Raw genomic sequence first — 21,969 nt, 5'->3', positions numbered from 1 at the left:
TCTGTCCGTCATGAATCCCGTCAGGTACGCCCGCGGCCGCTTCCGCCAGTGGTGGCAGGCGCGGCTGCCGCTGTCCGACACGATGACGCTCACCCAGCGCAACGTGTACATCCTGCCGACCCGCCCGGGCTTCATGCTGGGCGCGACGCTGCTGGTGCTGCTGGTCGGATCGATCAACTACCAGCTCAACCTCGGCTATCTCCTCACCTTCCTCCTGGCAGGCTGCGCCGTCGTCGGCATGCACGTGTGCCACGCGACCTTGCGCGGGCTCACGCTGGCCCTGATGCCGCCGGCGCCGCAATTCGCCGGCGCCAGTGCGCCCTTGACGGTCGTCCTGGGCAATGCCCGCAAGGCGACGCGCTACGGCATCGGCCTGGCCGTGCTGGACGAAACGCACGCGGACCACTGGGCCTGGACCGACGTGCCCGCCCAGGGCAGCTGCTCGGTGCAGGTGGCGTTCCGGCCCGGCCGGCGCGGCCTGCACCCGGTGCCGCCGCTGACCGCCGAAACCCGCTTTCCGCTGGGCACCTTCCGCGTCTGGACGGTGTGGCGGCCGGCCGCACAGGTCCTCGTCTACCCCGCGCCGGAGCTGCAGCCGCCGCCGCTGCCACCGGGCGAGCCGCGCGCCGGCGGCTCCGCCCTGCTGCGGGCGCAGAACAGCGGCGAGTTCGAAGGCGTGCGCGCCTACCGGCGCGGCGACCCGCTCAAGCTGGTGGTGTGGAAGAAGGCGGCCAAGACCGACGAACTGGTGAGCCGCGACACGCTGCAGGCCCAGCGCATGGAACTGTGGCTGGACTACCAGCAGTGCGGCGTCGCCGAGCGCGAGGCGCGCCTGTCCCGCCTGGCCGCATGGATCCTGCAGGCCGACCGGCTCGGGCAGGACTACGGCCTGCGGCTGCCCGGCCAGCAGGTCGCCCCGGGCGCCGGCGAGGCGCACAAGCGGCGCTGCCTGGAGGCCCTGGCCCTGTGCTGACGCTGCCCGCCCGCATCGCCGCGCTGCCGCGCGACACCCGCGATACGCTGTTCCTGCTGGCCGTGATCGGCTGGGTCACGCTGCCGCACGTCTCCCACCTTCCGTGGTGGGTGTCGCTGCTGGTGGCGGGCGTGCTGGCCTGGCGCGCGACGCTGGCCTTCCAGGGACAACCGCTGCCGACGCGCGTCTGGCTGGTCCTGCTGGTGGGCGTGACCCTGCTGGCGACCTGGCTGACGCACCGCACGCTGCTCGGGCGCGACGCCGGCGTCACGCTGATCGTGTGCCTGCTGGCGCTCAAGACCCTGGAACTGCGGGCCAGGCGCGACGCCTTCGTCGTGTTCTTCCTGGGCCTGTTCACCATGCTCACGAATTTCTTCTTCTCCCAGTCGCTGGCCGTCGCGGCGGCGATGCTGGTGGGACTGCTCGGCCTGCTGACCGCGCTCATCAACGCGCACATGCCGGTCGGGCGGCCGCCGCTCGCGCAAGCGGCGCGCACGGCGGCCTGGATGACGTTGCTGGGGGCGCCGGTGATGGCGATCCTGTTCGTGCTGTTCCCGCGCTTCGCGCCGCTGTGGGGCATCCCCTCCGACGGCATGACCGGCCGCAGCGGCCTGTCGGCGCAGATGCGGGTGGGCACCATGGCGGACCTGGTGCTGGACGAAAGCATCGCCTTTCGCGTGCGCTTCGAAGGAACGCCGCCGGCGCAGAGCGACCTGTACTTCCGCGGCCCCGTCTTCGCCGACTTCGACGGGCGCGAGTGGCGGCCGCTGGTGCGCCTGTCCCGCTTCCCGCCCATGCGCGTGGGCAAACCGCAGCTGGTGCCGCTGGGGGCCCCGGTGCGCTACGAGATGACGCTGGAGCCGAACAACCGGCCCTGGCTGCTCACGCTCGATGCCGTGGCGCAGACGCCGCAGGTGCCCGGGATGGACGCCGTGATGACGTCCGAGCTGCAATGGCTGGTGTCGCAGCCCGTGGTGGACCTGGTGCGCTACACCGCCGAAAGCCACCTGCTGTACCGCCAGGGCCCGACCCGGCGCGTGCTCGTGCTGCCGGAGTACACGCAGCTGCCGCCCGGCTTCAACCCGCGCACGCTGGCGCTGGCGGACAAGCTGCGCGAGGACAACCCGGGCGCCACGTCCGCCACGCTGGTGCAGGTGGCGCTGCGGCTGCTGCGCACCGGCGGCTACCACTACACGCTGGCGCCCGGCGTCTACGGAGAGGACACCGCCGACGAGTTCTGGTTCGACGCCAAGGAAGGCTTCTGCGAGCACATCGCGTCGGCTTTCGTGGTGCTGATGCGCGCCATGAACATCCCGGCGCGCGTGGTCACCGGCTACCAGGGCGGCGAGCTGAACCCGGTGGACGGCTACTGGGTGGTGCGCCAGTCCGACGCCCACGCCTGGACCGAGGTGTGGATCGAAGGGCGCGGCTGGATGCGGGTCGACCCGACGTCGGCCGTGGCCCCCAACCGGACCGGTTCCTTCCAGCGGCTGGTCGCGCCGCAAGGCGTCTTCGGGGCGGCCATGCAGAACGTCAGCCCCGACCTGTGGGCCGCCTTGCGCTCCTCGTGGGACGCCATGAACAACGGCTGGAACCAGTGGGTGCTGAACTACACCCAGAGCCGCCAGCTCAGCATGCTGCGCAACGTGGGCTTCGATTCGCCGAGCTGGGAGGACCTCAGCCGCGTGCTGCTCGCGGTGGTCGTCATCGTGGCACTCGCCGGTGCGTTGTGGAGCTGGTGGGACCGGCTGCAGCACGACCCCTGGCTGCGCCTGCTGAGCCGGGCGCGCCGGAAGTTGCGCCAGGCAGGCGTCGAGATCGGGAACACGGCGCCGCCCCGGGCGATCGCAGACCTGGTGACCACCCGTTTCGGCGCCGAGGCGCGCACCGTCGCGCAATGGCTGCTGAAGCTCGAAGCACAGCGGTATGCGCCCGCGCCCGCCGTGTCCCTGTCCGCGCTGCGGCGCGAGTTCCACCGGATTGCCTGGCCCCGTCGATGCGAAGCTCTCTGATCCTGTCCGCCCTCCTGCTGGCCCTGCCCCTCGCCGCCTGGGCCCAACCTGCCGACGCGGCGCCCCGCGCGCGTGCCAAGCCCGGTTCGCAGCGCAGCGGACCTGCGTACGCTGCGCGCGCGGACGCGATGGAGTTCGCCGAGGACATGGCGGCGCGGCGCAACCTCGATCCCGCCTGGGTCAAGCGCATGGTGGGCCAGGCGCAGAACCTTTCCATCGTGAGCCGCCTGATGCAGCCGCCGCCGGCCGGCCAGCCCAAGAACTGGAGCGCCTACCGGGGCCGCTTCATCGACCCGGTGCGGATCGCGGCCGGCGTGCGCTTCTGGCAGGAGCAGCGCGGCACGCTGGAGCGCGCCGAGCAGGAGTTCGGCGTGCCCGCCGAGATCATCGTCGGCATCATCGGCGTGGAGACCATCTACGGCCAGCAGATGGGCGACTTCCGCATCCTCGACGCGCTCGCCACGCTGGCTTTCGACTTCCCGGAAAGCCACCCGCGCGCGGCCGAACGCAGCAAGTACTTCCGCGGCGAGCTGGAACAGTTCCTGGCATGGCACGAGTCCGCCCACAGCAGCCCGCTGGCACCGCGCGGCAGCTATGCCGGCGCCTGGGGCATGCCGCAGTTCATGCCCAGCAGCCTGGCGCGCTGGGGCGTCGACTACGACGGGGACAAGCGCGTGGACCTGGCGCGCAGCCCCGAGGACGTGATCGGCTCCGTGGCCAACTACTTCAAGGGCTACGGCTGGGTGAGCGGCATGCCGACGCACTACCCGGTGCGCTTCGACGCGGCCACCCTCGACAAGGACGCGCTGCTGGCGCCGGACATCCTGCCGACGTTCACCGTCGCGCGCTTCCAGGAGAAGGGCGCCGTGCTCGAAGGCGCGGCGCTGGAACACAAGGGCCCGCTGGCGCTCATCGAACTGCAGAACGGCGCCGAGCCCGCCTCCTATGTCGCGGGCACCGAGAACTTCTACGTGATCACCCGCTACAACTGGTCCAGCTACTACGCCATGGCGGTGATCGAGCTCGGGCGCGAGGTGAAGGAGGCGCTGGGCCGCCAGTCCGCGCGCAATCCATGAACATCTCGGGCGAGGAATGGCGCCGCATGTGGACGGCGCTGGGCGCGCAGTCCATCTCCGGGGGCCTGTTCAACCAGCTGGTGCGCGCCTACGGTGAGCCCCAGCGCCACTACCACACGCTGCAGCACCTGCGCGAATGCCTGGCGAACTGGGAGGCGGCCTCCTCCCTGGCACGCCGGCCGGAAGAAGTCGAACTGGCCCTGTGGTTCCACGACGCCGTCTATGCGCCGCAGCGGCAGGACAACGAGGAGCGCAGCGCCGAATGGGCGCATGCGAGCGTGCTGGCCGCCGGCTGCGATGCGGCGGTGGCGCAGCGCGTCGCGGACCTGGTGCGCGCGACGGCGAAACACGTCGCCGGCGCGGAAGACCTGGATGCGCAGCTCCTGCTGGACGTCGATCTGGCCATCCTGGGTTCGAGCGCCGGCCGCTTCGCGGAGTACGAGCGCCAGGTGCGCGCGGAGTACGCCCACGTTGCCGAAGGCGACTGGCGCACGGGCCGCGCGCGGGTGCTGGCCGGCTTCCTCTCCCGGCCGCGCATCTATGCCACGGCGCCCTTCCACGACGCGCTGGAGCAGCGCGCACGCGAGAACATCGGCCGTTCGCTGACCGCCTTGCAGGCCTGATCCGACGCGGCCCGGACGGGCGTGGTGCACTCCACGCCGCGGAAGTTACTTCGGTAACACCCTTGCCGGTTTCGCAGAGAACGTCACAAGCGCATACCGCGCGCACAGGCCCTCTGGCACATTGGGTGCGCGATGAAACAGGCGATGAACTTCGACGTCGCGATCGAGGATCGCGGGCACTTCATGCGCGTGCGGGTCACCGGGGAACCGTCGCTGGACGAGCTCCTGAGCATGATCCACCTGCTTGGCGTGGAGAGCGAGACCTGGCAGGAGCACAAGGTGCTGGTGGACCTGCGCCGCGTGGCCACGCCCTTCACGCGTGCGGAGCAGTTCCGCATCGGCGAGGAGGCGTCGCTGAGCCTGTCGCACATGGACCGCATCGCTTCGCTGGTGCTGCCGGAGCGCGTCACGCGCGTGAGCGAGAAGGCAGCGCGCCGCAATGGCGTCAACGTGCGCGTGTTCGACGACGAAGGCCAGGCGGTGGCCTGGCTGCGGGAGTCCTTCTAGGTTCCGCCGCCGGCCTCCTAGGTCGGGATCAGGAAGTCGCGGCTGATGCGGCCGCCCAGGTCGTTCACGCGGTCCAGGAACTGCGTGAGGAAGCCGTGCAGCCCATTGGACAGGATCTCCTCGATGTTGCCGTACTGCAGTTCGGCCCGCAGCCGGCCGGCGTGGCGCTGCGTCTCCGCGGACTGGTCGTTGGCCACCATCCCCAGGTTGCCGACCACCTCGTTCATGCTGGCGTGCAGCGAACGGGGCATGTCGGGACGCAGGATCAGCAGGTCGGCCACCCGCTGGGGCTTGATCACGTCGCGGTACACCTTGCGGTAGATCTCGAAGCCGGAAACCGAGCGCAGGATCGCGCTCCAGTGGTAGAAGTCGTACTCCTGGTCCCGTTCGCTGGCGGCGCCGAAGAAGTCGCTCTGCACCGCGTGGAACTTGACGTCGACCAGCCGCGCCGTGTTGTCGGCACGTTCCAGGAAGGTGCCCAGGCGCATGAAGTGCAGGGCCTCGTCCATCAGCATGGTGCCCACCGTCACGCCGCGCGAGAGGTGCGAGCGGAACTTCACCCACTCGAAGAACTGGCCCGGGTCGCGCTCGAACTCGCCGCCGCGCAGCATGCGGTTGAGTTCCAGCCAGGTCTGGTTCTGCGTCTCCCACACCTCGGTGGTGAGGGAGCCGCGCACGGCACGCGCGTTCTCGCGCGCGGCGCGCAGGCACGACAGGATGGAGGAAGGATTGGTCTCGTCCTTCACCATGAACTGCATGACCTGCTGCGGCTCGACCTCGCCGTGCTTGGCCTGGTAGGCCGGCATCAGTTCGCTGATGGACAGCATGCCCTGCCAGCCCACCTTGGACACCGCCGCCGATTGCGGCAGCAGGGACGTCTGGTAGTTCACGTCCAGCATGCGGGCGGTGTTTTCGGCGCGCTCCGTGTACCTGGACATCCAGAAGAGGTGATCGGCGGTTCGTGACAACATATCAGGCCCTCCGCGCCAAAAACCCCGAAAGCGCTGCGCGCTTTGACCGTGTTTTGGTGAGGACGTGACAAGCGCTTCGCGCAGTTGTCAGTCCTCCCCGCGAATGCCTGCGGCATTCGCCGGCGCGCTCCGTGTACCTGGACATCCAGAAGAGGTGGTCGGCCGTGCGCGAAAGCATGTTCCTGTTCTCCGTCAGGTTCAGATCTCGAGGATCCAGGTGTCCTTGGTGCCGCCGCCCTGCGAGGAGTTGACCACCAGCGACCCCTCCTTGAGCGCCACGCGGGTCAGGCCCCCGGGCACCATCTGCACCTCCTTGCCCGAAAGCACGAAGGGACGCAGGTCGATGTGGCGCGGCGCGATGCCCTTGTCCACGAAGGTGGGGCAGCTGGACAGGGACAAGGTGGGCTGCGCGATGTAGCGCTCGGGATTCGCCTCCACCACCTTGCGGAACTGCTCGATCTCGTCGCGTGTGGCGGCCGGGCCCACCAGCATGCCGTAGCCGCCGGCGCCGTGCACCTCCTTGACGACCAGGTCCTTCATGTTGGCGAGCACGTATTTCAGGTCCTCGCCGTTGCGGCACATGTAGGTCGGCACGTTGGACAGGATCGGCTTCTCGCCCAGGTAGAACTCGATCATGCGCGGCACGAAGGGGTAGATCGACTTGTCGTCGGCCACCCCGGTGCCGATGGCATTGCAGACGGTCACGTTGCCGGCGCGGTAGACGCTCAGCAGCCCCGCGGTACCCAGGGTGGAATTGGCGCGGAAGGCGAGCGGATCGAGGAAGTCGTCGTCCACCCGCCGGTAGATCACGTCCACGCGGCGCGGCCCGCGCGTGGTGCGCATGTAGACGAAGTTGTCGCGCACGAACAGGTCCTGCCCCTCGACCAGTTCCACGCCCATCTGCTGGGCGAGGAAGGCGTGCTCGAAGTAGGCGCTGTTGTACATGCCGGGGGTGAGCACCACCACCGTCGGATCGTCGGTGGTCGAAGGCGCCGAGGCCCTCAGCGTCTCGAGCAGCAGGTCCGGGTAGTGCATCACCGGCGCCACCTGGTAGGCGCTGAACAGGTCCGGGAAGAGCCGCATCATCATCTTGCGGTCTTCCAGCATGTAGCTCACGCCGCTGGGGACGCGCAGGTTGTCCTCCAGCACGAAGTACTCGCCCTCGCCCTTCGCGTTGGGCGCGCGCACGATGTCGATCCCGGCGATGTGCGAGTAGATGTTGTTGGGCACGTTCACGCCCACCATCTCGGGACGGAACTGCGCATTGGCCTTGATCTGCTCCAGCGGCACGATGCCCGCCTTGACGATCTCCTGCTCGTGGTAGACGTCGTGGACGAAGCGGTTGAGGGCCGTGACGCGCTGCACCAGCCCGCGCTCCATCTGGCGCCATTCGGCGGCCGGGATGATGCGCGGAATGAGGTCGAAGGGAATCAGGCGCTCGGTGCCGCTGCCGTCCTCGTCCTTGGCGCCATAGACCGCGAAGGTGATGCCCACCTTGCGGAAGATCATCTCCGCCTCTTCGCGGCGCGAACGCATGATCTCCTGCGGCTGGCGCCCCAGCCAGTCGGCGTAGGTGCGGTAATGATCGCGCACGCCCTGCACCTGCACCTGCGTCATCCCCCCCAACGATTGCCCCTGGAACTGGACCGGTCCGTCTCCGGGCAGGCGGGCGAACATCTCGTCGAATTTCTGCATGTCGGTGGGCTTTCTGGCAGACAGGATAGCAAGTTCCCGGCCACCGAAGGGGTAGTCGGCCGCCGTTTCATGCACCGTTGCGGCCCGCGGGCGCGACGCCGTGGTGCCAGTAGCGGGGCGCGTCGCGCCGCTCGCAGCGCACCACCGCGGGTGCCTGCGAGCCCCAGGTGAGTGCACCGCAGGAAGGCGACGCCTCCAGCGCAATCGCATGCGCCGCATACCGCTGCACCACGTCCGCCGCGGGGTGGCCGAAGCGGTTGCGGTAGCCGGCCTGGGCGAGCGCCAGCGAGGGTCGAACGGCGTCCAGGAAGGCATCGCTCGACGAGGTGCGGCTGCCGTGGTGGGGGACCAGCAGCCAGTCCGCGCGCAGCGGTGCCGCGGCTTGCACGAGCCGCAGTTCCTGCGGCCTTTCGAGGTCGCCGGCGAGCAAGGCATGGGTGCGGCCGTTGCCCACGCGCAGCACGCAACTCAGGGCGTTGGGCCGGGTTGCGGGCGCGTAGTCCTGGGGCGCCGGGTGCAGCACCTCGAAATGGACGCCGTCCCAGTCCCAGGCCTGACCCGCGATGCAGCGCTGCGACGGGCGCAGTGCCTGCAAGGGGTGTCCCGGCTCCAGCGAGCTGAGGAGCGCCGCCTGCGGCTGCATGTGCAGGATGGCCGCGGCCCCTCCGGTATGGTCCGTGTCGCGATGGCTGAGCACCAGCAGGTCCACCCGCTCGCCGAGCGCGCGCAGCAGCGGCACCACCACCCGCTGGCCGGCATCCGTTTCGCGGCTGTAGCCCGGTCCGCTGTCGTAGACCAGCGTGTGCGTCGCGGTGCGCACCAGCACCGCGTTGCCCTGTCCCACGTCGGCGGCGACGAACTCGAACTCGCCGGGCGGCGGCCGCGGCGCCTGCCACATCAGCACGGGCAGCAGCAGCGGCAGGCCGAGCACCCGCAGCGCACCCGGCAGGCGCGCCGCCAGCAACACGCCGCCGCACACGCCAGCGCCCGCAGCCCAGGCCGGCGGAGCCGGCGCGGACCAGGTGGCCAGGGGCAGGCTGGCCAGCAGGCGCAGCACCGCGGCAAGTCCTTCCACCGCGGCCGCGCCGGCGGTCCAGGCCGCCGGCAGCAGCACGCCCGCGAGGCCCAGGGGCGTCACCGCCAGCGTCACCCAGGGAATGGCCAGCAGGTTGGCCACCAGCCCCACCAGGGACACCTGCTGGAACAGCAGCAGCGACAAGGGCGTCAGCGCCACCGTCACCACTGCCTGCTCCCGCCCCATGGCCGCGGCCGCATCGAGCGCGCGGCGCGCCAGCGTGCGAGGCGTTGCCGGCCGCTCGCGCGCCGCCGCCGGCCCGCTGGCGAACAGCACGCCCACGGCCACGAAGCTCAACCAGAAGCCCGCCTGGGACAGGGCCCACGGATCCCCCATCACCACGACGGCGCACGCGAGCAGCCACACCCAGGGCCAGGGCCAGTCGCGCCCGCCCAGGCGCAAGGCCGCGACCGTGGCGAGCATGAGGACCGTGCGTTGTGCCGGCACGCCCCAACCGCTGAACAGCGCGTAGGCCGCTGCGAGCAGGACGCCACCCAGCAGCCCGGCATGCTGCGCCGGCCAGGCCAGGCACAGGCGCGCGCTGCGCCGCCAGCCCCAGCCGATCGCGGCAGCCGCCACCCAGGCGAACATGGTCACGTGCAAACCGGAGATGCTCATCAAATGGGCAACCCCCGTGGCCCGGAAGACGTCCCAGTCGGCGCGCTCGATCGCTCCCTGGTCGCCGACCACCAGCGCCGCCAGCACGCCTGCCACCGCCGGCTCCGGCACCTGCCGGAAGATGGCGTCGCGCACGGCCTGGCGGGCCTGTTCCACGGGGTGGCGCCAGGTCGCCGCCAGCCGTTTCGGCAAGGGGTCGCGCGCGCCGGTGCGCACGGAGGCAGTGGACTGCAGGCCCTGCTCCCACAGCCAGAGCTCGTAGTCGAAGCCATGCGGATTGCACTGTCCGTGCGGCGCCTTGGGCCGCAGCGCGAAGGTCCAGCGCTCGCCGGCACGCACGTCGGCCGGCACGCGCTCGGGGTCGGGGGCGACGTCGCCGGCCGCCTCGGCGCCTGCATACCAGCCCACCAGCGCCAGCGGCGGCAGCCGCACCTCGCGGCCGGCCAGCACGGCCGCTTCGACTTCGAGCCGAAAGCGCAGGCCCGCCTCGTTGCGGTTGGGCATGGCCGCGATGACGCCGGTGACCTGCAGGTCGCGGCCTTCGAGCGCCGGGTCCAGGCCGCCGGCGAGGTAGCTCGCCGCGCGCCAACCGCTCACCCCGAAGGAAAGGGCGGCAGCCAGCGCCAGCACCGCGGCGCCGCGCAGCGCCTGCACGCGGCGCCAGGCGAGCACGAGCAGCGGCACGGCGGCCAGCGCCAGGCCTGCGTAGGCAGCGAGCGGCCACAGCGCGGGCTGCTGCAGCTGCCCGCCGGCGCCGAGCACGAGGCCCAGCAGCGCGGGCGCGATGGCAACGGCAGGAGAGCGGCGGGGAGCAGGCTGCACCCTGCTTCAACGCGCCAGCCGCGCGGCGGCCCTCCCGCGAATGGAGGACGCGGTCTCAGGCCGGCGACTGCAGCAGGTTCTCCAGCCGCGCCGGAATCTCAGCCAGCGGCAGGACTTCGCTCACGCCACCGGCGACGATGGCCTGGCGCGGCATGCCGAACACGACGCAGCTGGCCTCGTCCTGCGCGATCGTCCAGGCGCCGTTCTGGCGCATCTCCAGCATTGCCTCGGCCCCGTCGCCGCCCATGCCCGTGAGCATCACGCCCACCGCCTGGCTGCCCGCGGCGCGCGCGATGGAGCGCAGCAGCGTGTCCACGGAGGGCCGGTGGCGGTTGACCGGCGGATCCTCGTTGACGCGCAGGTAGTAGCCGGCACCGCGGCGCATCAGCACGAGATGCCGCCCGCCGGGAGCGATGTAGGCCACGCCCGTGCGCACCACCTCGTTGTCCTCGGCCTGCTTCACGTGGATGCGGCACAGCGTGTCCAGGCGGCGCGCGAAGGTTTCGGTGAAGCCGGGCGGCATGTGCTGCGCGATCAGGATGGGCGGCATGTGCGGGGGCAGCGGCGTGAGCAGGTCGCGCAGCGCCTCGACGCCGCCGGTGGATGCGCCGATGCCGATCACCCGCTGCATGCCCGCCGGCGCCGGCGCCTGCGCGAGCGGCGCCAGCTCCGCCTTCTGCGGCGCAGGCACGGCGCTGGCAACCAGGCGGCGGCGCACGATGCGCGCGCCCGCGGCGGCCCGGATCTTCTCCGCGATCTCCTGCGCCGTCGCCTCCAGCCCGTCGAAGTTTTCCGGTTTGGGGAAGAAGTCCACCGCACCGAGTTCCAGCGCCCGCATGGTGGTCTCCGCGCCCTGGCGCGTGAGCGAGGAAATCATGATCACCGGCAGCGGCCGCACGGCCATCAGGTTGCGCAGGAAGTCCAGGCCGTTCATGCGCGGCATCTCGACGTCCAGGGTGATGACGTCGGGCGGATGGCGGCGGATGCGGTCGATCGCCAGCAGCGGGTCGGGCGAAGCGCCCAGCAGCTCCATGTCCGGCTGCGAGCCGATCACGCGCGACAGGAAGGCGCGCATCACGGCGGAATCGTCGACGACGAGGACGCGGATCATCGGGGCGGCGAGAAGATCTCGATGTCGCCGGAGCGCTTGCCGTCCAGGCGCCGGAGGTAGTCGCGCTCGCGGCGCTCCACCGACTCGCTGGGCGAGAGCGCGAGCCGCTTGACCTGCACCTTGCCGGTGTCGACGAAGAAGTGCACCTTGCGCGGGCACACGTCCAGCAGGTCCTGCGCCAGCACGCGGATGCCTTCGACGCGCAGGAACTCCAGCACGAACTCGGAGTTCTTGGCGCCGACGTCGAGCCGGTCGAAGCCCTGCAGCAGCTGCGCGCCGCCGAAGACCTTGGCCACCAGCCGGCGGCGGTCCGCCCCCAGGCGGATCATCTCGTTGATCACCACTTCCATCGCGTAGACGCCAAAGCGTGCCGAGGCGGCCCAGGGAGAGCCCGGGCTGGCCTGGTCGCCCGGCAGCATGAAGTGGTTCATCCCGCCTATGCGCTCGATCGGGTCCCACAGGCAGGTGGAGACGCAGGAGCCGAGCACCGTCGTGATCGCGCCCTCGCGCGCGGCGTGGTACTGGCCGGGGAGGATCTTGATGGCGTCGACCCGGAACTCCCGGTCGAAGTACTGCAGCGGGACCGAGGTCGCGATCAAGGGGTGACCTTCAGGCGCCCACGCGCTCGTAGGCCGTGCGGCCGCAGGAGCGGAAGCCGGGGTGGGCGGCGGGGAAGCTTTCGGAATGGCCCACCATCAGCAGGCCGCCGGGCACCAGCAGGCCGGCAAGCCGCGCCAGCAGCTGCTTCTGGAACTCGCGGTCGAAGTAGATCACCACGTTGCGGCAGAAGATGACGTCGTAGGCTTCCTGGGCCGGCCAGGCGGGCGACTGCAGGTTCAGCTGGGCGAAGCGCACCATGGAACGCAGCTCCGGCCGCACGCTCACGAAGCCCTCGTTGGCGCCGGCGCCGCGCAGGAAGTGCTTGCGCAGGCGCTCGGGCGGCAGGGCCGCGGCGCGCTCCATGCGGTAGATCGCGGACTGCGCCGTGTTGAGCACATCAGTGTCGATGTCGGTGCCCAGCACCTCGCCGCGGCAGTCGGCCTCGCGCAGCACCATGGCGATGGACCAGGCTTCCTCGCCCGTGGAGCAGGCGCTGCTCCAGCAGCGCAGCGGCCGGCCGCGTCCGGCCTGCCTGGCGGCGTGCGCGTGCAGCAGCTCGAAGTGGTGCGGCTCGCGGAAGAAGGCGGTCAGGTTGGTGGTCAGCGCATTGACGAAGGCCTCGCGCTCGTCCGAGGCCTCGCGCTGCACGAGCGCCAGGTAGTCGGCGAAATTGCCCACGCCGCGCGCGCGCAGCCGGCGCAGCAGCCGGTTGTAGACCATGTTGCGCTTCTGCAGGCTCAGCTTGATCCCGGCGTAGTCGGAGATCAGCTGGCGCACGGTGGCGAAGTCGCGGTCGTTCAGCATGGACGCCGCGTTCTCGAACATGTATTCGGGCAGTGCGCTCATGGGGCGGACGGTGTGCCGCCGGCCTCCAGCCGGAACTGGGCGACGGAGGCGCGCAAGGCGCCGGAATGGCGATGCAGCGCTTCCGTGGACTGGCCGGTGCGGTCCACCAGCGCCGCATTCTGCTGCACGGCCTGGTCCATCTGGCCGATGGCGGTGTTCACCTGCTCGATGCCGGCGCGCTGCTCCTCGCTCGCCGCGGCGATCTCGGCGATGAGGTCGCTGACCTTCTTCACCGAGGAGACGATCTCCTGCATGGTGTTGCCGGCGGCGTCGACCAGTTTCGTGCCGTTCTCCACCTCGCCGGCGGAGGCCTGGATCAGGCCCTTGATCTCGCGGGCAGCAGCGGCGCTGCGCTGCGCCAGGTTGCGCACTTCGGCGGCCACTACGGCGAAGCCGCGGCCCTGTTCGCCCGCGCGTGCGGCTTCGACCGCGGCGTTGAGCGCCAGGATGTTGGTCTGGAAGGCGATGCCGTCGATCACGCCGATGATGTCGGCGATCCGGCGCGATGAGCCGGAAATGCCTTCCATGGAGCGGACCACCTGGCCCACGACATCGCCGCCCTTGCGCGCCACCTCGGCGGCGTCCAGCGCCAGCTGGCTGGCGGTGCGCGCGGTGTCGGCGTTCTGCGTCACGGTGGCCGTGAGTTCCTCGATGGAGCTGGCCGTCTCCTCCAGCGTGCTCGCCTGCGACTCGGTGCGTTGCGCCAGGTCGCCCTGTCCCTGGCGCACCTGGTCCCCGGCTTCGGCGACGGCGCCGGCGCTGCGCACCACCTCACCGACGATGCGGCGCAGGTTTTCGGTCATGTCGTCGAGCGCGAGCATCAGGCGCGCCGTCTCGTCCTGGCCGCCGGTGCGCACCTTCACGGTCAGGTCGCCGTCGGCCACCTGGCGCGCGATGCGCACGGCGCCGTACAAGGGGCGCAGGATGTGGATGATCAGCACAACGACCAGCGGCAGCATGAGTGCGGAAAGCAAGGCGGTCAGCGCCAGCAGTTCCCAGGCGGCGCGCTCGGCGCCTCCCTGCAGGGCGGCGGCCCCCGCGCCTTCACCCCCCAGGAAGTCGAGCACGGCGTGGGCCGCGGCGACGTGGGCGGTTGCCGCCGCTCCGAGAGCGGGAGCCGCTGCGCCCGGCGGCTGGGCGCCGCCCGTGCGGCCTTGCAGCGCCGCTTCCCAGGCCTTGCCGAAGGCCTGCCGGCTTTCCTCGGCGCGCCGCAGCAGGTCCTGCCCCTGCGCGCTGCGGATCCGCGGCGCCAGCTGCCGGTGCAGTTGCTGCTGGCGTTGCTCGGTCTCGCGGAAGGAAGGCAGCAGCGACTGCGGCACCGGCGCTTCCGCGGCATGCGCCAGCGTTGCGGCGCGCGACGCATTCACCGCCACCGCTGCGTGCAACTCGCCGGCCAGCCGCGCGGTGCGCACGTCTTCCAGCGACTGGCGCTCCAGCCCGTAGAGCTGGAAGATGCCGACGCCGGTGACGAACAGGCTCAGCACGCCGAGCGCCAGGAAGGCAACCGTCAGCCGGGTCTGGATGGTCGCGCGGCGAAAGAAGCTGCGCGCCTTGACGTTGGCCACCCGGTGCACCGCGGCGGGCGCGCCCGCGGTGGCCGCGGCCAGCGGCATGGAAAGGGACTGCTCGCTCATGGCGCGACGCGTGCGCTCAGAACTCTTTCCACTCCCCGTTCACCGCCGCCTTCGGCGGGGGAACCGCATCCTGCAGGGTGGGCGGCAGCCTGGCAGGCGCGCGCTTGACCGGAATGGGCTGGGGCGCGAGCGCCTGCGGCGCCGGCTGGCCATAGGGTTGCGCTTGCGGCTGCGCCGCCATGCTCACGGACTGGGTGTCGCCCAGGTGGAAGCGCGACACCATCTGCAGCAGCGATGCGGCCTGCGACTTCATGGACTCCGTCGCGGCGGCGGCCTCCTCCACCAGCGAGGCGTTCTGCTGCACGACCTGGTCCATCTGCGTGACGGCGGTATTGACCTGCTGGATGCCGGCGTCCTGCTCCTCGCTCGCCGCGGCGATCTCGGCGATCAGGTCGCTGACCTTCTTCACCGAGGAGACGATCTCCTGCATGGTGTTGCCGGCGGCGTCCACCAGCTTGGCGCCCGTGTCGACCTTGTCCACGGACTCGTTGATCAGCGCCTTGATCTCCTTGGCGGCGGCGGCACTGCGCTGGGCCAGGTTGCGCACTTCGGCGGCCACCACGGCGAAGCCCCGGCCCTGTTCACCGGCGCGTGCGGCTTCCACCGCGGCGTTCAGCGCCAGGATGTTGGTCTGGAAGGCGATGCCGTCGATCACGCCGATGATGTCGGAGATCTTGCGCGAGGACTCGGAGATGCCGTTCATGGTGGTGACCACCTGGCCCACCACCGAGCCGCCCTTGCGCGCGACATCCGAGGCGCTCAGGGCGAGCTGGCTGGCCTGGCGCGCATTCTGTGCGTTGAGCGACACGGTGGAGGTCAGTTCCTCCATGGAGCTGGCCGTTTCCTCCAGCGTGCTGGCCTGTTCCTCGGTGCGCTGCGACAGGTCCTGGTTGCCCTGCGCGATCTGCGCGCTGGTGTCGGCGACCATGTGGGAGCCGCCGGCCACCTCGCCGACCAGCTGGCGCAGGTTCTGCGTCATCTCCGCCAGGGCCCGCAGCAGGTCGCCGGTCTCGTCACCGCCGCGGACCTTCACCTCCGCGGTCAGGTCGCCCTTGGCGATGCGCTGCGCGGCGCGGATGGCCACGTGCATGGGACGGACGATGGCGCGGCTCATGAGCAGTGCGGCAGCGAGCGCAGCAGCCACCGCGATCACCAGGATGGTCACCAGCAGCATCACGGCCGCCCGCGAGGCAGCGGAGGCGCTTTCGTAGTCCTCCTGCGCCAGCTTCTTCTGCAAGGCGACCAGTTCCTCCAGGTTCTTCACCGCCAACTGGTACTGCTGGTCGGCCGACTGCATCAGCATGGCGCCGGTGCTCACGTCGATGGAGCTGATGTCGATCGCATCGTCGGCGAGCTTGCGGTACTTGGCGATCGCGGGCAAGGCCGCGTCGATCACCGCGCGCTCGCCGTCGCTCACGTGCGGCAGCCCCCGCATGCGGGTCAGGTTCGCGGCCAGGCCGTCGATCTTCGCGCGCTGCTCGCCGACCGCCTTCTTCACCTTGTCCTCGCTCAGGTTGGCGATCCAGGTGAACAGGCGGTAGACGCCGGAATGGACTTCGGCCAGGTCGTTCTGCGCGTCCATCGCGAGGGACACGCCTTCGAGCCGCTTCTTGGCCAGGTCGTCCAGCGCGCGGTTCTGCTGACTCACCACGCCGTAGGAGATCGCACCGAAGCCCAGCAGGAAGGCGATGGCGAGGATGGGGGCGATCAGGATCTTGTGCCAGATTCTCATGGGGACGACCTGTTCTTGGAAAAACGAAAAGGGGCGGCAGGCGCCGCCCCGGTGGCGATCAGACGCCCGGCTTGTAGATGCCGCCGCAGACGATCAGCTTGTCGTCGGTGCGCTCGCAGTACATCTGCTTGGGTTCCATCTTCTTGTTCACCGGGTTGATGAACGTGAAGTCCTGCCAGAACGAAGCCTTGGTCTTCGCCAGTTCCATGCGCTCGCGGATGTGCTCCTTGCCGTTGCCGTCGCGCAGCTCGATCATGTTCTTGCCGACGAACTTGGCGTTGGCGCCGTGCGCCAGGGCGGTGCCGTCCATCTGGTAGACGGTCAGGTACAGCTCACGGTCCACGAAGGAGCCCTTCGGGTCCGTGATGTCGGCCATGGCCTTGTCACGCGGGCTGGCCTTGATGTAGGCGACGCCCTTCTTCACCATGGCTTCGGCTTCCTTGGGGGTCACGCGCTGTTCGGCGGCGATCGCGCTGGCGGCAAAGGCCACGCCGAGGGCGGCGGCCAGGATCACGTTCTTGTTCATCTCGACTTCCTTTTGGCTCACGACATGCCGGAGATCCGGGCCGGCTCCCTGCCCGGACGGCGGGCTGAAATGCGGGCGGTCCCGTGCGGAACTGCTCGCGGCGACTCTGCTGATGAGGATGCCACCGCCGCCATCCTGTAGCAATCGTTAACGCATGTAACGTCATTGCGGCTGCGGCGATTTGTTGCATGCGCGCTGCTTGTCGCCTGCACACGGCCGCTGGTCGTCGCCGCAACGGGCGCGCGCGGCAGCGACTGTGGCGTGACTTCAACAGCGCGCACGGGCTCAGTTCTTCGCGACGTTGGCGATCGCGGCGGGGCGCACCCGCACGGGCGCCGGGCGCGCCTTGGCCTTGGCGGGGACGAGCACGGTCGGCGGGAAATCCGGCATGGCCCGCGCCGAGGTGCCGCTGTTGCGCACCAGCGTGTTCCAGTAGGCGACGTTCTGCGGACCCGCGTCCCAGTCCTTGCCGTACAGGACAGGACCGTAGGAGTGCATGAACAAGGCGACGCGCGCGGAGTCGACGTCGCCGCGGTTGGCCAGGTCCATGAACTGGCCGAAGGCTTCGGAAAGACGGCCGGCGCGGAAAGAGCGCACGGCGCTCTCGTACTCGCGTTCGACGGGGTTGGCGGCGAGCGTCGGCAGGCTGCAGGCGAGCAGCGCGGTGGCCAGGACGGCGGCGGCGTGGCGGCGAAGGAATCCCATGACGTCTTTCCTTTGTGACACTTGTTGCAAGAAGTATCGAAGAGGGATCGACGCCGGGGCAACACCGTTCGCGCCGGTGGACCGGCCGTCCATCGCTATGAAAGAAAGAACGTGCACAGCGCCCGGACGCAAGCGGCTTGGCGCGGGCCGCCATCCGGATCAAGGAAGTGCGAAAGCTAGAAAGCGGTCCAGTCGCTGCCGTCAGCAGGCTTGGCACGCGGCGTTGCGTCAGCCCGCCGCGGAATCGCCGCCGGCTGGTAACGGATAGGTGCCACCGCGGCCAGGGGCGCCGAAGCCGTCCCGGCAGCGCCCCGGTGCGCCGCTTCGCTTGCGCCTTCCTCCAGCCGGAAGCGCCGCGCCATCGCCAGCAACGCGGCGGCCTGTGCGTTCATCGCCCCGGTCGCCTGCGTCGCTTCCTCGACCAGCGCAGCGTTGCGCTCGACGACGCGGTCCATCTGCGAGATCGCGGTGTTCACCTGGCCGATGCCCGCGCTCTGCTCCTGGCTCGCCTGCGCGATCTCGGCGATCAGGGCACTGACCTTCTCCACCGACAACACGACTTCGACCATGGTGTGGCCGGCGGTGTCCACCAGCGCGGCGCCGGCTCTGACCTTGTCCGCGGACGCACCGATCAGCCCCTTGATCTCGCGCGCCGCGGCGGCACTGCGCTGTGCCAGGCTGCGCACTTCGGCGGCCACCACCGCGAAGCCGCGGCCCTGCTCGCCCGCACGCGCGGCCTCGACCGCGGCGTTGAGCGCCAGGATGTTGGTCTGGAAGGCGATGCCGTCGATCACGCCGATGATGTCGGAGATTCTGCGGGACGCGTCCGAGATCTCGTCCATCGTGTGCACGACCTGGTCCACGGCCTCGCCGCCGCGGCGCGCAACCGCCGATGCTTCCAGCGCGAGCTGGCTGGCCTGCCGGGCGTGGTCGGCGTTCTGCGCCACGGTGCCCGTGATCTGCCCCATCGAGCTCGCGCTCTCTTCCAGCGTCGTCGCCTGTTCCTCGGTGCGCTGCGACAGCTCCACGTTGCCCTGGACGATGCGCGCCGAAGTTTCCGCGACCGTGTGCGCGCCCTCCACCACCTGGCCCAGGATGCTGCGCAGGTTCCCGGTCATGTCCGCCAACGCGTGCATCAACTGCGCAGCCTCGTCGGTCCCGCCTGTGCGCACGCGCACGGTGAGGTCGCCGGCGGCCACCTTGGTGGCGATGCGCGCGGCCACGCGGATCGGCTTCACGATCGCCACCACCAGCGGATAGCAAAGGACGAAGCACAGGACGAACACGCTGCCGGCCAGTCCCAGCACCACGGCCTGCCCGGACCGCGTGGCCGCGGCGAGGGCCTCCGCCGACGGCTGCTTCGCCGCGACGTCCGCAAGCTGCTGCAACTGCCAGGCGCCGACGGCGCCCAGCAGCACCATGACCAGGGCGATGGAGAGAAAGGCGATCGTCAGCCGGACGCGGATCGTGGAGCGGCGAAAGAAACCGAGCGCAGCCCGATCCAGTTCCGTGCCGGCCGTGTGCGCGCTGCCTCGGGGCTGGGTCGCCATGGCGTGCGGCGCAGCGCTGTCAGTGCACCGCGCCGTCGACGAGCGCCATGTCCGCACCGGTCATGAGCTTCTCGATGTCCAGCAGGATGATCATCTGCTCGTCGACGGTGCCCAGGCCGGTGATGTACTTGGTGTCGAAGGTCGCGGAGGCGAACTCCGGGGTCGGGCGGATCGCCTCGTCGGCGAGCGTCAGCACGTCGGAGACCGAATCGACCACCACGCCGACGACGCGGCCGGCCACGTTCAGGATGATGACGACGGTGAACTCGTCGTACTTCGATTCGCTCAGGCGGAACTTGATCCGCAGGTCCAGGATGGGGACGATCACGCCGCGCAGGTTGATGACGCCCTTGATGAAGGCCGGCGCGTTGGCGATCGCCGTGGGCGCCTCGAAGCCGCGGATCTCCTGGACCTTGAGGATCTCGATGCCGTAGCTCTCCGCCCCCAGGCGGAAAGTCAGGAATTCGCTGGCGTCCTGCACGGCGTTGTCGCGGCGCGAACCTGTGTTCGTGGCCTGCTGCTGCATGTACTTTTCTCCTCGTTCCGCGGATGAGTTCAGGATGCCATGCACCCTGGGCGCTGGCAACCGCAATGTCTTGTTACAACGAAAGGCGCGTCCACTTTTGCGGCTTTCACGCAAAAAACCCGAAGCGTCTGCGCGGGGGGACGGATGCGGCGCGTGGCCGCAGTCGCAGCCAGGACGCTCACAGCAGCATCGCCCCTTCGCGGCCGGACAGGCGCGCGAGGTGCGCCACGTCCAGGATGAGGGCCACCGATCCGTCGCCCATCACCGTGGCGCCGGAGAGGCCCGGCACCTTGCGGAAGTTGGTCTCCAGGCTCTTGACCACCACCTGCTGCTGGCCGACGAGTTCGTCCACCAGCAAGGCGGCCTTGGCGCCGTCCGCCTCCACGATCACGGCGATCGCCGCGGCCTGCTCCCGCGCCTTTTGCGGCGGGAACAGCTTGGCCAGGTGCAGCACGGGCAGATACTCGTCACGCACGCGCAGCGCGTCGCCGTGCCCCGGCAGCGTGTGCAGTTCGTCGCTGGCGACGGACAGAGACTCCACCACGCTCGCCAGCGGCAGCACGTAGGTCTCGCCGCCGATCGCGATGGTCATCGCTTCCATGATCGCGAGCGTGAGCGGCACGCTGACCGTCACGCGCGTGCCCTGCCCCGGCACCGAGGACAGGTCGACGGTGCCGCTCAGCGCGTGGATGTTGCGCTTGACGACGTCCATGCCCACACCGCGGCCGGAGATGTCGGTCACCTTTTCCGCCGTGGAGAAGCCGGCCTCGAACACCAGCTGCCAGACCTCGCTGTCGGGCGCGTCGGGCGAGATCGGGATGCCGCGGCGCCTGGCGCCCGCGAGGATGCGCTCGCGGTCCAGGCCCCGGCCGTCGTCGCTCACCTCGATGATGATGTTGCCGCCACGCTGGCTGGCCTTGAGCGTGACCGTGCCCGCCGCGGGCTTGCCGGCCGCGATGCGCGCCTCCGGCGGCTCCAGGCCATGGTCGATCGCGTTGCGCACCAGGTGCGTGAGCGGATCGGAGATCTTCTCGATCAGGCCGCGGTCCAGCTCGGTGGTCTCGCCCACCATCTTCAGCTCCACCTTCTTGCCCAGCCGCGCCGCCAGTTCATGCACCACGCGCGGGAAGCGCTGGAACACGTTGGAGATCGGCAGCATGCGGATCGCGAGCACCGCCTCCTGCAGATTGCGCGTGTGGCGCGACAGGTCCGCCAGCCCGGTGCCGGCGCCGTAGCGGCCTTCGTTGGCCCCTTCCGCGAGCGCACCGGTGCGCGCCAGCATGGCTTCGGTGATCACCAGCTCGCCCACCAGGTTCACCAGCAGGTCGATCTTCTCGGTGGACACGCGGATGAAGGTGGTTTCGTGCGCGGTGGGCAGCAGGTCGTGCAGCACGTCGGGCGCGGCAGCCGGCGCGGCGGCGGCCTTGGCCGTGCGCGACTTCCTGAACTGCTCGGGCGACACGAACAGGTCCACGTTCTCGATGGCGTGCTCGGCGGCCGCGAACTCCGCCGGCTTCGGGTCGGCGGCCTTCGCGCGGTTCTTGCGGAATTCGGCCGGGTCCACGAAGAACTCGTCGAGCGGCTCCGGTGCCGGGGCGGACGCGGGCGCCGGCGAAGGCACCGCTTCCAGCCTGGGCGCACCGGGCAAGGTGGTCTGCAAGCGCTCGTCGTCCTGCACCGCCACGACGCCCAGCGTGTCGATCGCGATCTGCTCGGGGGCGACCACCAGCGCGAGCACGCTTTGCAGGTCCGCTGCGGCGCCCTGCAGCAGCACGTCGAAGCTCACGCCGCCGCCGGCGGTGTTGTCCACCACCGTGTCCTTGACCGTGCCCATGTCGGACAGGCCGGTGAGCATCATGTCCAGTTCCAGCTCGTCGATCGGCTGCTCCAGCGGACCGAGCCTGACGCGGAAGCTGCGCGTCACCGGACCCGATTGGCCGGCGCCCGCATCGGCGGCGGGCTGCGCCACGCGCTCGCGCAGTTGCGCCTCCACGGCGGACGGGTCCGGCGCCTGCGCCAGGCTGCCGCGGCGGTGCAGCACCTGCAGGCGCAGCACGTCGCCGGCCTTGAGCATGGCATCGACGTCTTCCGCGGTGATGGGGCGCTCGTCCTTGCGCAGCAGGTCCAGCAGGTTCTCCTGCAGGTGCGTGAGGGCAGCGATCTCGGTGCAGCCCAGCATCGCGGCGCTGCCCTTGATCGAGTGCACCGCGCGGAAGATCGCGTTCAGGTCGTCGGGAAGCGGCGCGTCGGTGTCCATGCGCAGCAGGATCGCTTCGACGTTGGCCAGGTGCTCCTGCGCTTCCTCGAAGAAGATCGTGCGGAAGGCAACCGGGTCGCCGAACGAATTGGAAGGCTGGAACATGGCGG

Annotated in this window: 19 protein-coding genes; 5 read left to right on the top strand and 14 right to left on the bottom strand. The window is 70.3% G+C overall.

Translation table 11 applies throughout. The features are described from left to right. Nucleotides 1-10: 10 nt before the first annotated feature. The 5 genes from AC3EGR_RS08810 to AC3EGR_RS08790 all read left to right on the top strand — a co-directional run bounded on the left by AC3EGR_RS08810 (nucleotide 11) and on the right by AC3EGR_RS08790 (nucleotide 5,191). Nucleotides 11-973, top strand: coding sequence for a DUF58 domain-containing protein (locus tag AC3EGR_RS08810; protein WP_488546266.1), 963 nt, complete (start codon nucleotides 11-13; stop codon nucleotides 971-973). Further along, nucleotides 967-2,985: a transglutaminase TgpA family protein gene (locus tag AC3EGR_RS08805; RefSeq protein WP_488546088.1), complete on the top strand. Its 2,019-nt coding sequence runs from the start codon at nucleotides 967-969 to the stop codon at nucleotides 2,983-2,985. Before AC3EGR_RS08810 ends, AC3EGR_RS08805 begins: the two co-directional genes overlap by 7 nt. Beyond that, nucleotides 2,970-4,061 (top strand): lytic murein transglycosylase B, encoded by a 1,092-nt coding sequence (gene mltB, locus AC3EGR_RS08800; RefSeq protein ID WP_488546087.1) that lies wholly within the window; start codon nucleotides 2,970-2,972, stop codon nucleotides 4,059-4,061. Before AC3EGR_RS08805 ends, mltB begins: the two co-directional genes overlap by 16 nt. Then, nucleotides 4,058-4,684 carry an HD domain-containing protein gene (locus AC3EGR_RS08795; RefSeq protein ID WP_488546086.1) on the top strand — a complete coding sequence of 209 codons (627 nt, stop codon included), beginning with the start codon at nucleotides 4,058-4,060 and terminating at the stop codon, nucleotides 4,682-4,684. The genes mltB and AC3EGR_RS08795 overlap by 4 nt, the downstream gene beginning before the upstream one ends. 144 nt (nucleotides 4,685-4,828) lie before the next feature. Further along, nucleotides 4,829-5,191 (top strand): SpoIIAA family protein, encoded by a 363-nt coding sequence (locus AC3EGR_RS08790; RefSeq protein ID WP_488546085.1) that lies wholly within the window; start codon nucleotides 4,829-4,831, stop codon nucleotides 5,189-5,191. A 17-nt stretch (nucleotides 5,192-5,208) separates the two neighbouring features. Here the strand turns inward: AC3EGR_RS08790 and AC3EGR_RS08785 are convergent, their stop codons facing one another. The 14 genes from AC3EGR_RS08785 to AC3EGR_RS08720 form a co-directional block, all read right to left on the bottom strand. Further along, nucleotides 5,209-6,162 carry an alpha-E domain-containing protein gene (locus AC3EGR_RS08785; RefSeq protein ID WP_488546084.1) on the bottom strand — a complete coding sequence of 318 codons (954 nt, stop codon included), beginning with the start codon at nucleotides 6,160-6,162 and terminating at the stop codon, nucleotides 5,209-5,211. A 1-nt stretch (nucleotide 6,163) separates the two neighbouring features. Next, nucleotides 6,164-6,340 (bottom strand): alpha-E domain-containing protein, encoded by a 177-nt coding sequence (locus AC3EGR_RS08780; RefSeq protein WP_488546083.1) that lies wholly within the window; start codon nucleotides 6,338-6,340, stop codon nucleotides 6,164-6,166. Between the two features lie 20 nt (nucleotides 6,341-6,360). Continuing rightward, entirely contained in the window at nucleotides 6,361-7,857 is a 1,497-nt protein-coding gene (locus tag AC3EGR_RS08775; protein ID WP_488546082.1) for a circularly permuted type 2 ATP-grasp protein, read from the bottom strand. Between the two features lie 67 nt (nucleotides 7,858-7,924). Next, the gene (locus AC3EGR_RS08770) at nucleotides 7,925-10,372 is read right to left on the bottom strand and encodes a DNA internalization-related competence protein ComEC/Rec2 (RefSeq protein WP_488546081.1); all 2,448 of its coding nucleotides are present in this window, start codon (nucleotides 10,370-10,372) and stop codon (nucleotides 7,925-7,927) included. A gap of 55 nt (nucleotides 10,373-10,427) precedes the next feature. Beyond that, on the bottom strand, nucleotides 10,428-11,483 hold the full coding sequence (locus tag AC3EGR_RS08765) for a protein-glutamate methylesterase/protein-glutamine glutaminase (RefSeq protein ID WP_488546080.1): 1,056 nt from the start codon (nucleotides 11,481-11,483) through the stop codon (nucleotides 10,428-10,430). Then, nucleotides 11,480-12,082, bottom strand: coding sequence for a chemoreceptor glutamine deamidase CheD (gene cheD / locus AC3EGR_RS08760; RefSeq protein ID WP_488546079.1), 603 nt, complete (start codon nucleotides 12,080-12,082; stop codon nucleotides 11,480-11,482). The genes AC3EGR_RS08765 and cheD overlap by 4 nt, the downstream gene beginning before the upstream one ends. Before the next feature lie 10 nt (nucleotides 12,083-12,092). Beyond that, the gene (locus AC3EGR_RS08755) at nucleotides 12,093-12,929 is read right to left on the bottom strand and encodes a CheR family methyltransferase (protein ID WP_488546078.1); all 837 of its coding nucleotides are present in this window, start codon (nucleotides 12,927-12,929) and stop codon (nucleotides 12,093-12,095) included. Continuing rightward, the gene (locus tag AC3EGR_RS08750; protein ID WP_488546077.1) at nucleotides 12,926-14,563 is read right to left on the bottom strand and encodes a methyl-accepting chemotaxis protein; all 1,638 of its coding nucleotides are present in this window, start codon (nucleotides 14,561-14,563) and stop codon (nucleotides 12,926-12,928) included. The genes AC3EGR_RS08755 and AC3EGR_RS08750 overlap by 4 nt, the downstream gene beginning before the upstream one ends. A gap of 16 nt (nucleotides 14,564-14,579) precedes the next feature. Next, a complete protein-coding gene (locus AC3EGR_RS08745) occupies nucleotides 14,580-16,295 on the bottom strand; it encodes a methyl-accepting chemotaxis protein (RefSeq protein ID WP_488546076.1) in 1,716 nt (571 codons plus the stop codon). Between the two features lie 58 nt (nucleotides 16,296-16,353). Then, on the bottom strand, nucleotides 16,354-16,821 hold the full coding sequence (locus AC3EGR_RS08740; RefSeq protein WP_488546075.1) for a cache domain-containing protein: 468 nt from the start codon (nucleotides 16,819-16,821) through the stop codon (nucleotides 16,354-16,356). A gap of 285 nt (nucleotides 16,822-17,106) precedes the next feature. Then, nucleotides 17,107-17,526 carry a hypothetical protein gene (locus AC3EGR_RS08735; protein WP_488546074.1) on the bottom strand — a complete coding sequence of 140 codons (420 nt, stop codon included), beginning with the start codon at nucleotides 17,524-17,526 and terminating at the stop codon, nucleotides 17,107-17,109. 176 nt (nucleotides 17,527-17,702) lie between these two features. After that, nucleotides 17,703-19,076, bottom strand: coding sequence for a methyl-accepting chemotaxis protein (locus AC3EGR_RS08730; protein ID WP_488546073.1), 1,374 nt, complete (start codon nucleotides 19,074-19,076; stop codon nucleotides 17,703-17,705). A 19-nt stretch (nucleotides 19,077-19,095) separates the two neighbouring features. Further along, a complete protein-coding gene (locus tag AC3EGR_RS08725; protein ID WP_488546072.1) occupies nucleotides 19,096-19,602 on the bottom strand; it encodes a chemotaxis protein CheW in 507 nt (168 codons plus the stop codon). A gap of 178 nt (nucleotides 19,603-19,780) precedes the next feature. Beyond that, nucleotides 19,781-21,964: a chemotaxis protein CheA gene (locus tag AC3EGR_RS08720; protein ID WP_488546071.1), complete on the bottom strand. Its 2,184-nt coding sequence runs from the start codon at nucleotides 21,962-21,964 to the stop codon at nucleotides 19,781-19,783. Nucleotides 21,965-21,969: the final 5 nt, after the last annotated feature.

Source organism: Ramlibacter sp. G4-7 (assembly GCF_057784995.1).
The sequence above is the reverse complement of the archived record's forward strand: the minus strand, read 5'-3'. Positions and strand labels throughout refer to the sequence as shown.

Excerpts from the sequence above, each read along its gene's own strand:
- mltB (WP_488546087.1), top strand. The coding sequence starts at position 2,970 with ATGCGAAGCTCTCTGATCCTGTCCGCCCTCCTGCTGGCCCTGCCCCTC.
- AC3EGR_RS08750 (WP_488546077.1), bottom strand. The coding sequence starts at position 14,563 with ATGAGCGAGCAGTCCCTTTCCATGCCGCTGGCCGCGGCCACCGCGGGC.
- AC3EGR_RS08790 (WP_488546085.1), top strand. The coding sequence starts at position 4,829 with ATGAACTTCGACGTCGCGATCGAGGATCGCGGGCACTTCATGCGCGTG.
- AC3EGR_RS08765 (WP_488546080.1), bottom strand. The coding sequence starts at position 11,483 with ATGATCCGCGTCCTCGTCGTCGACGATTCCGCCGTGATGCGCGCCTTC.
- AC3EGR_RS08785 (WP_488546084.1), bottom strand. The coding sequence starts at position 6,162 with ATGTTGTCACGAACCGCCGATCACCTCTTCTGGATGTCCAGGTACACG.
- AC3EGR_RS08745 (WP_488546076.1), bottom strand. The coding sequence starts at position 16,295 with ATGAGAATCTGGCACAAGATCCTGATCGCCCCCATCCTCGCCATCGCC.
- AC3EGR_RS08795 (WP_488546086.1), top strand. The coding sequence starts at position 4,058 with ATGAACATCTCGGGCGAGGAATGGCGCCGCATGTGGACGGCGCTGGGC.
- AC3EGR_RS08810 (WP_488546266.1), top strand. The coding sequence starts at position 11 with ATGAATCCCGTCAGGTACGCCCGCGGCCGCTTCCGCCAGTGGTGGCAG.
- AC3EGR_RS08780 (WP_488546083.1), bottom strand. The coding sequence starts at position 6,340 with ATGCTTTCGCGCACGGCCGACCACCTCTTCTGGATGTCCAGGTACACG.
- AC3EGR_RS08720 (WP_488546071.1), bottom strand. The coding sequence starts at position 21,964 with ATGTTCCAGCCTTCCAATTCGTTCGGCGACCCGGTTGCCTTCCGCACG.
- AC3EGR_RS08775 (WP_488546082.1), bottom strand. The coding sequence starts at position 7,857 with ATGCAGAAATTCGACGAGATGTTCGCCCGCCTGCCCGGAGACGGACCG.
- AC3EGR_RS08735 (WP_488546074.1), bottom strand. The coding sequence starts at position 17,526 with ATGGGATTCCTTCGCCGCCACGCCGCCGCCGTCCTGGCCACCGCGCTG.
- AC3EGR_RS08730 (WP_488546073.1), bottom strand. The coding sequence starts at position 19,076 with ATGGCGACCCAGCCCCGAGGCAGCGCGCACACGGCCGGCACGGAACTG.
- AC3EGR_RS08725 (WP_488546072.1), bottom strand. The coding sequence starts at position 19,602 with ATGCAGCAGCAGGCCACGAACACAGGTTCGCGCCGCGACAACGCCGTG.
- AC3EGR_RS08755 (WP_488546078.1), bottom strand. The coding sequence starts at position 12,929 with ATGAGCGCACTGCCCGAATACATGTTCGAGAACGCGGCGTCCATGCTG.
- AC3EGR_RS08740 (WP_488546075.1), bottom strand. The coding sequence starts at position 16,821 with ATGAACAAGAACGTGATCCTGGCCGCCGCCCTCGGCGTGGCCTTTGCC.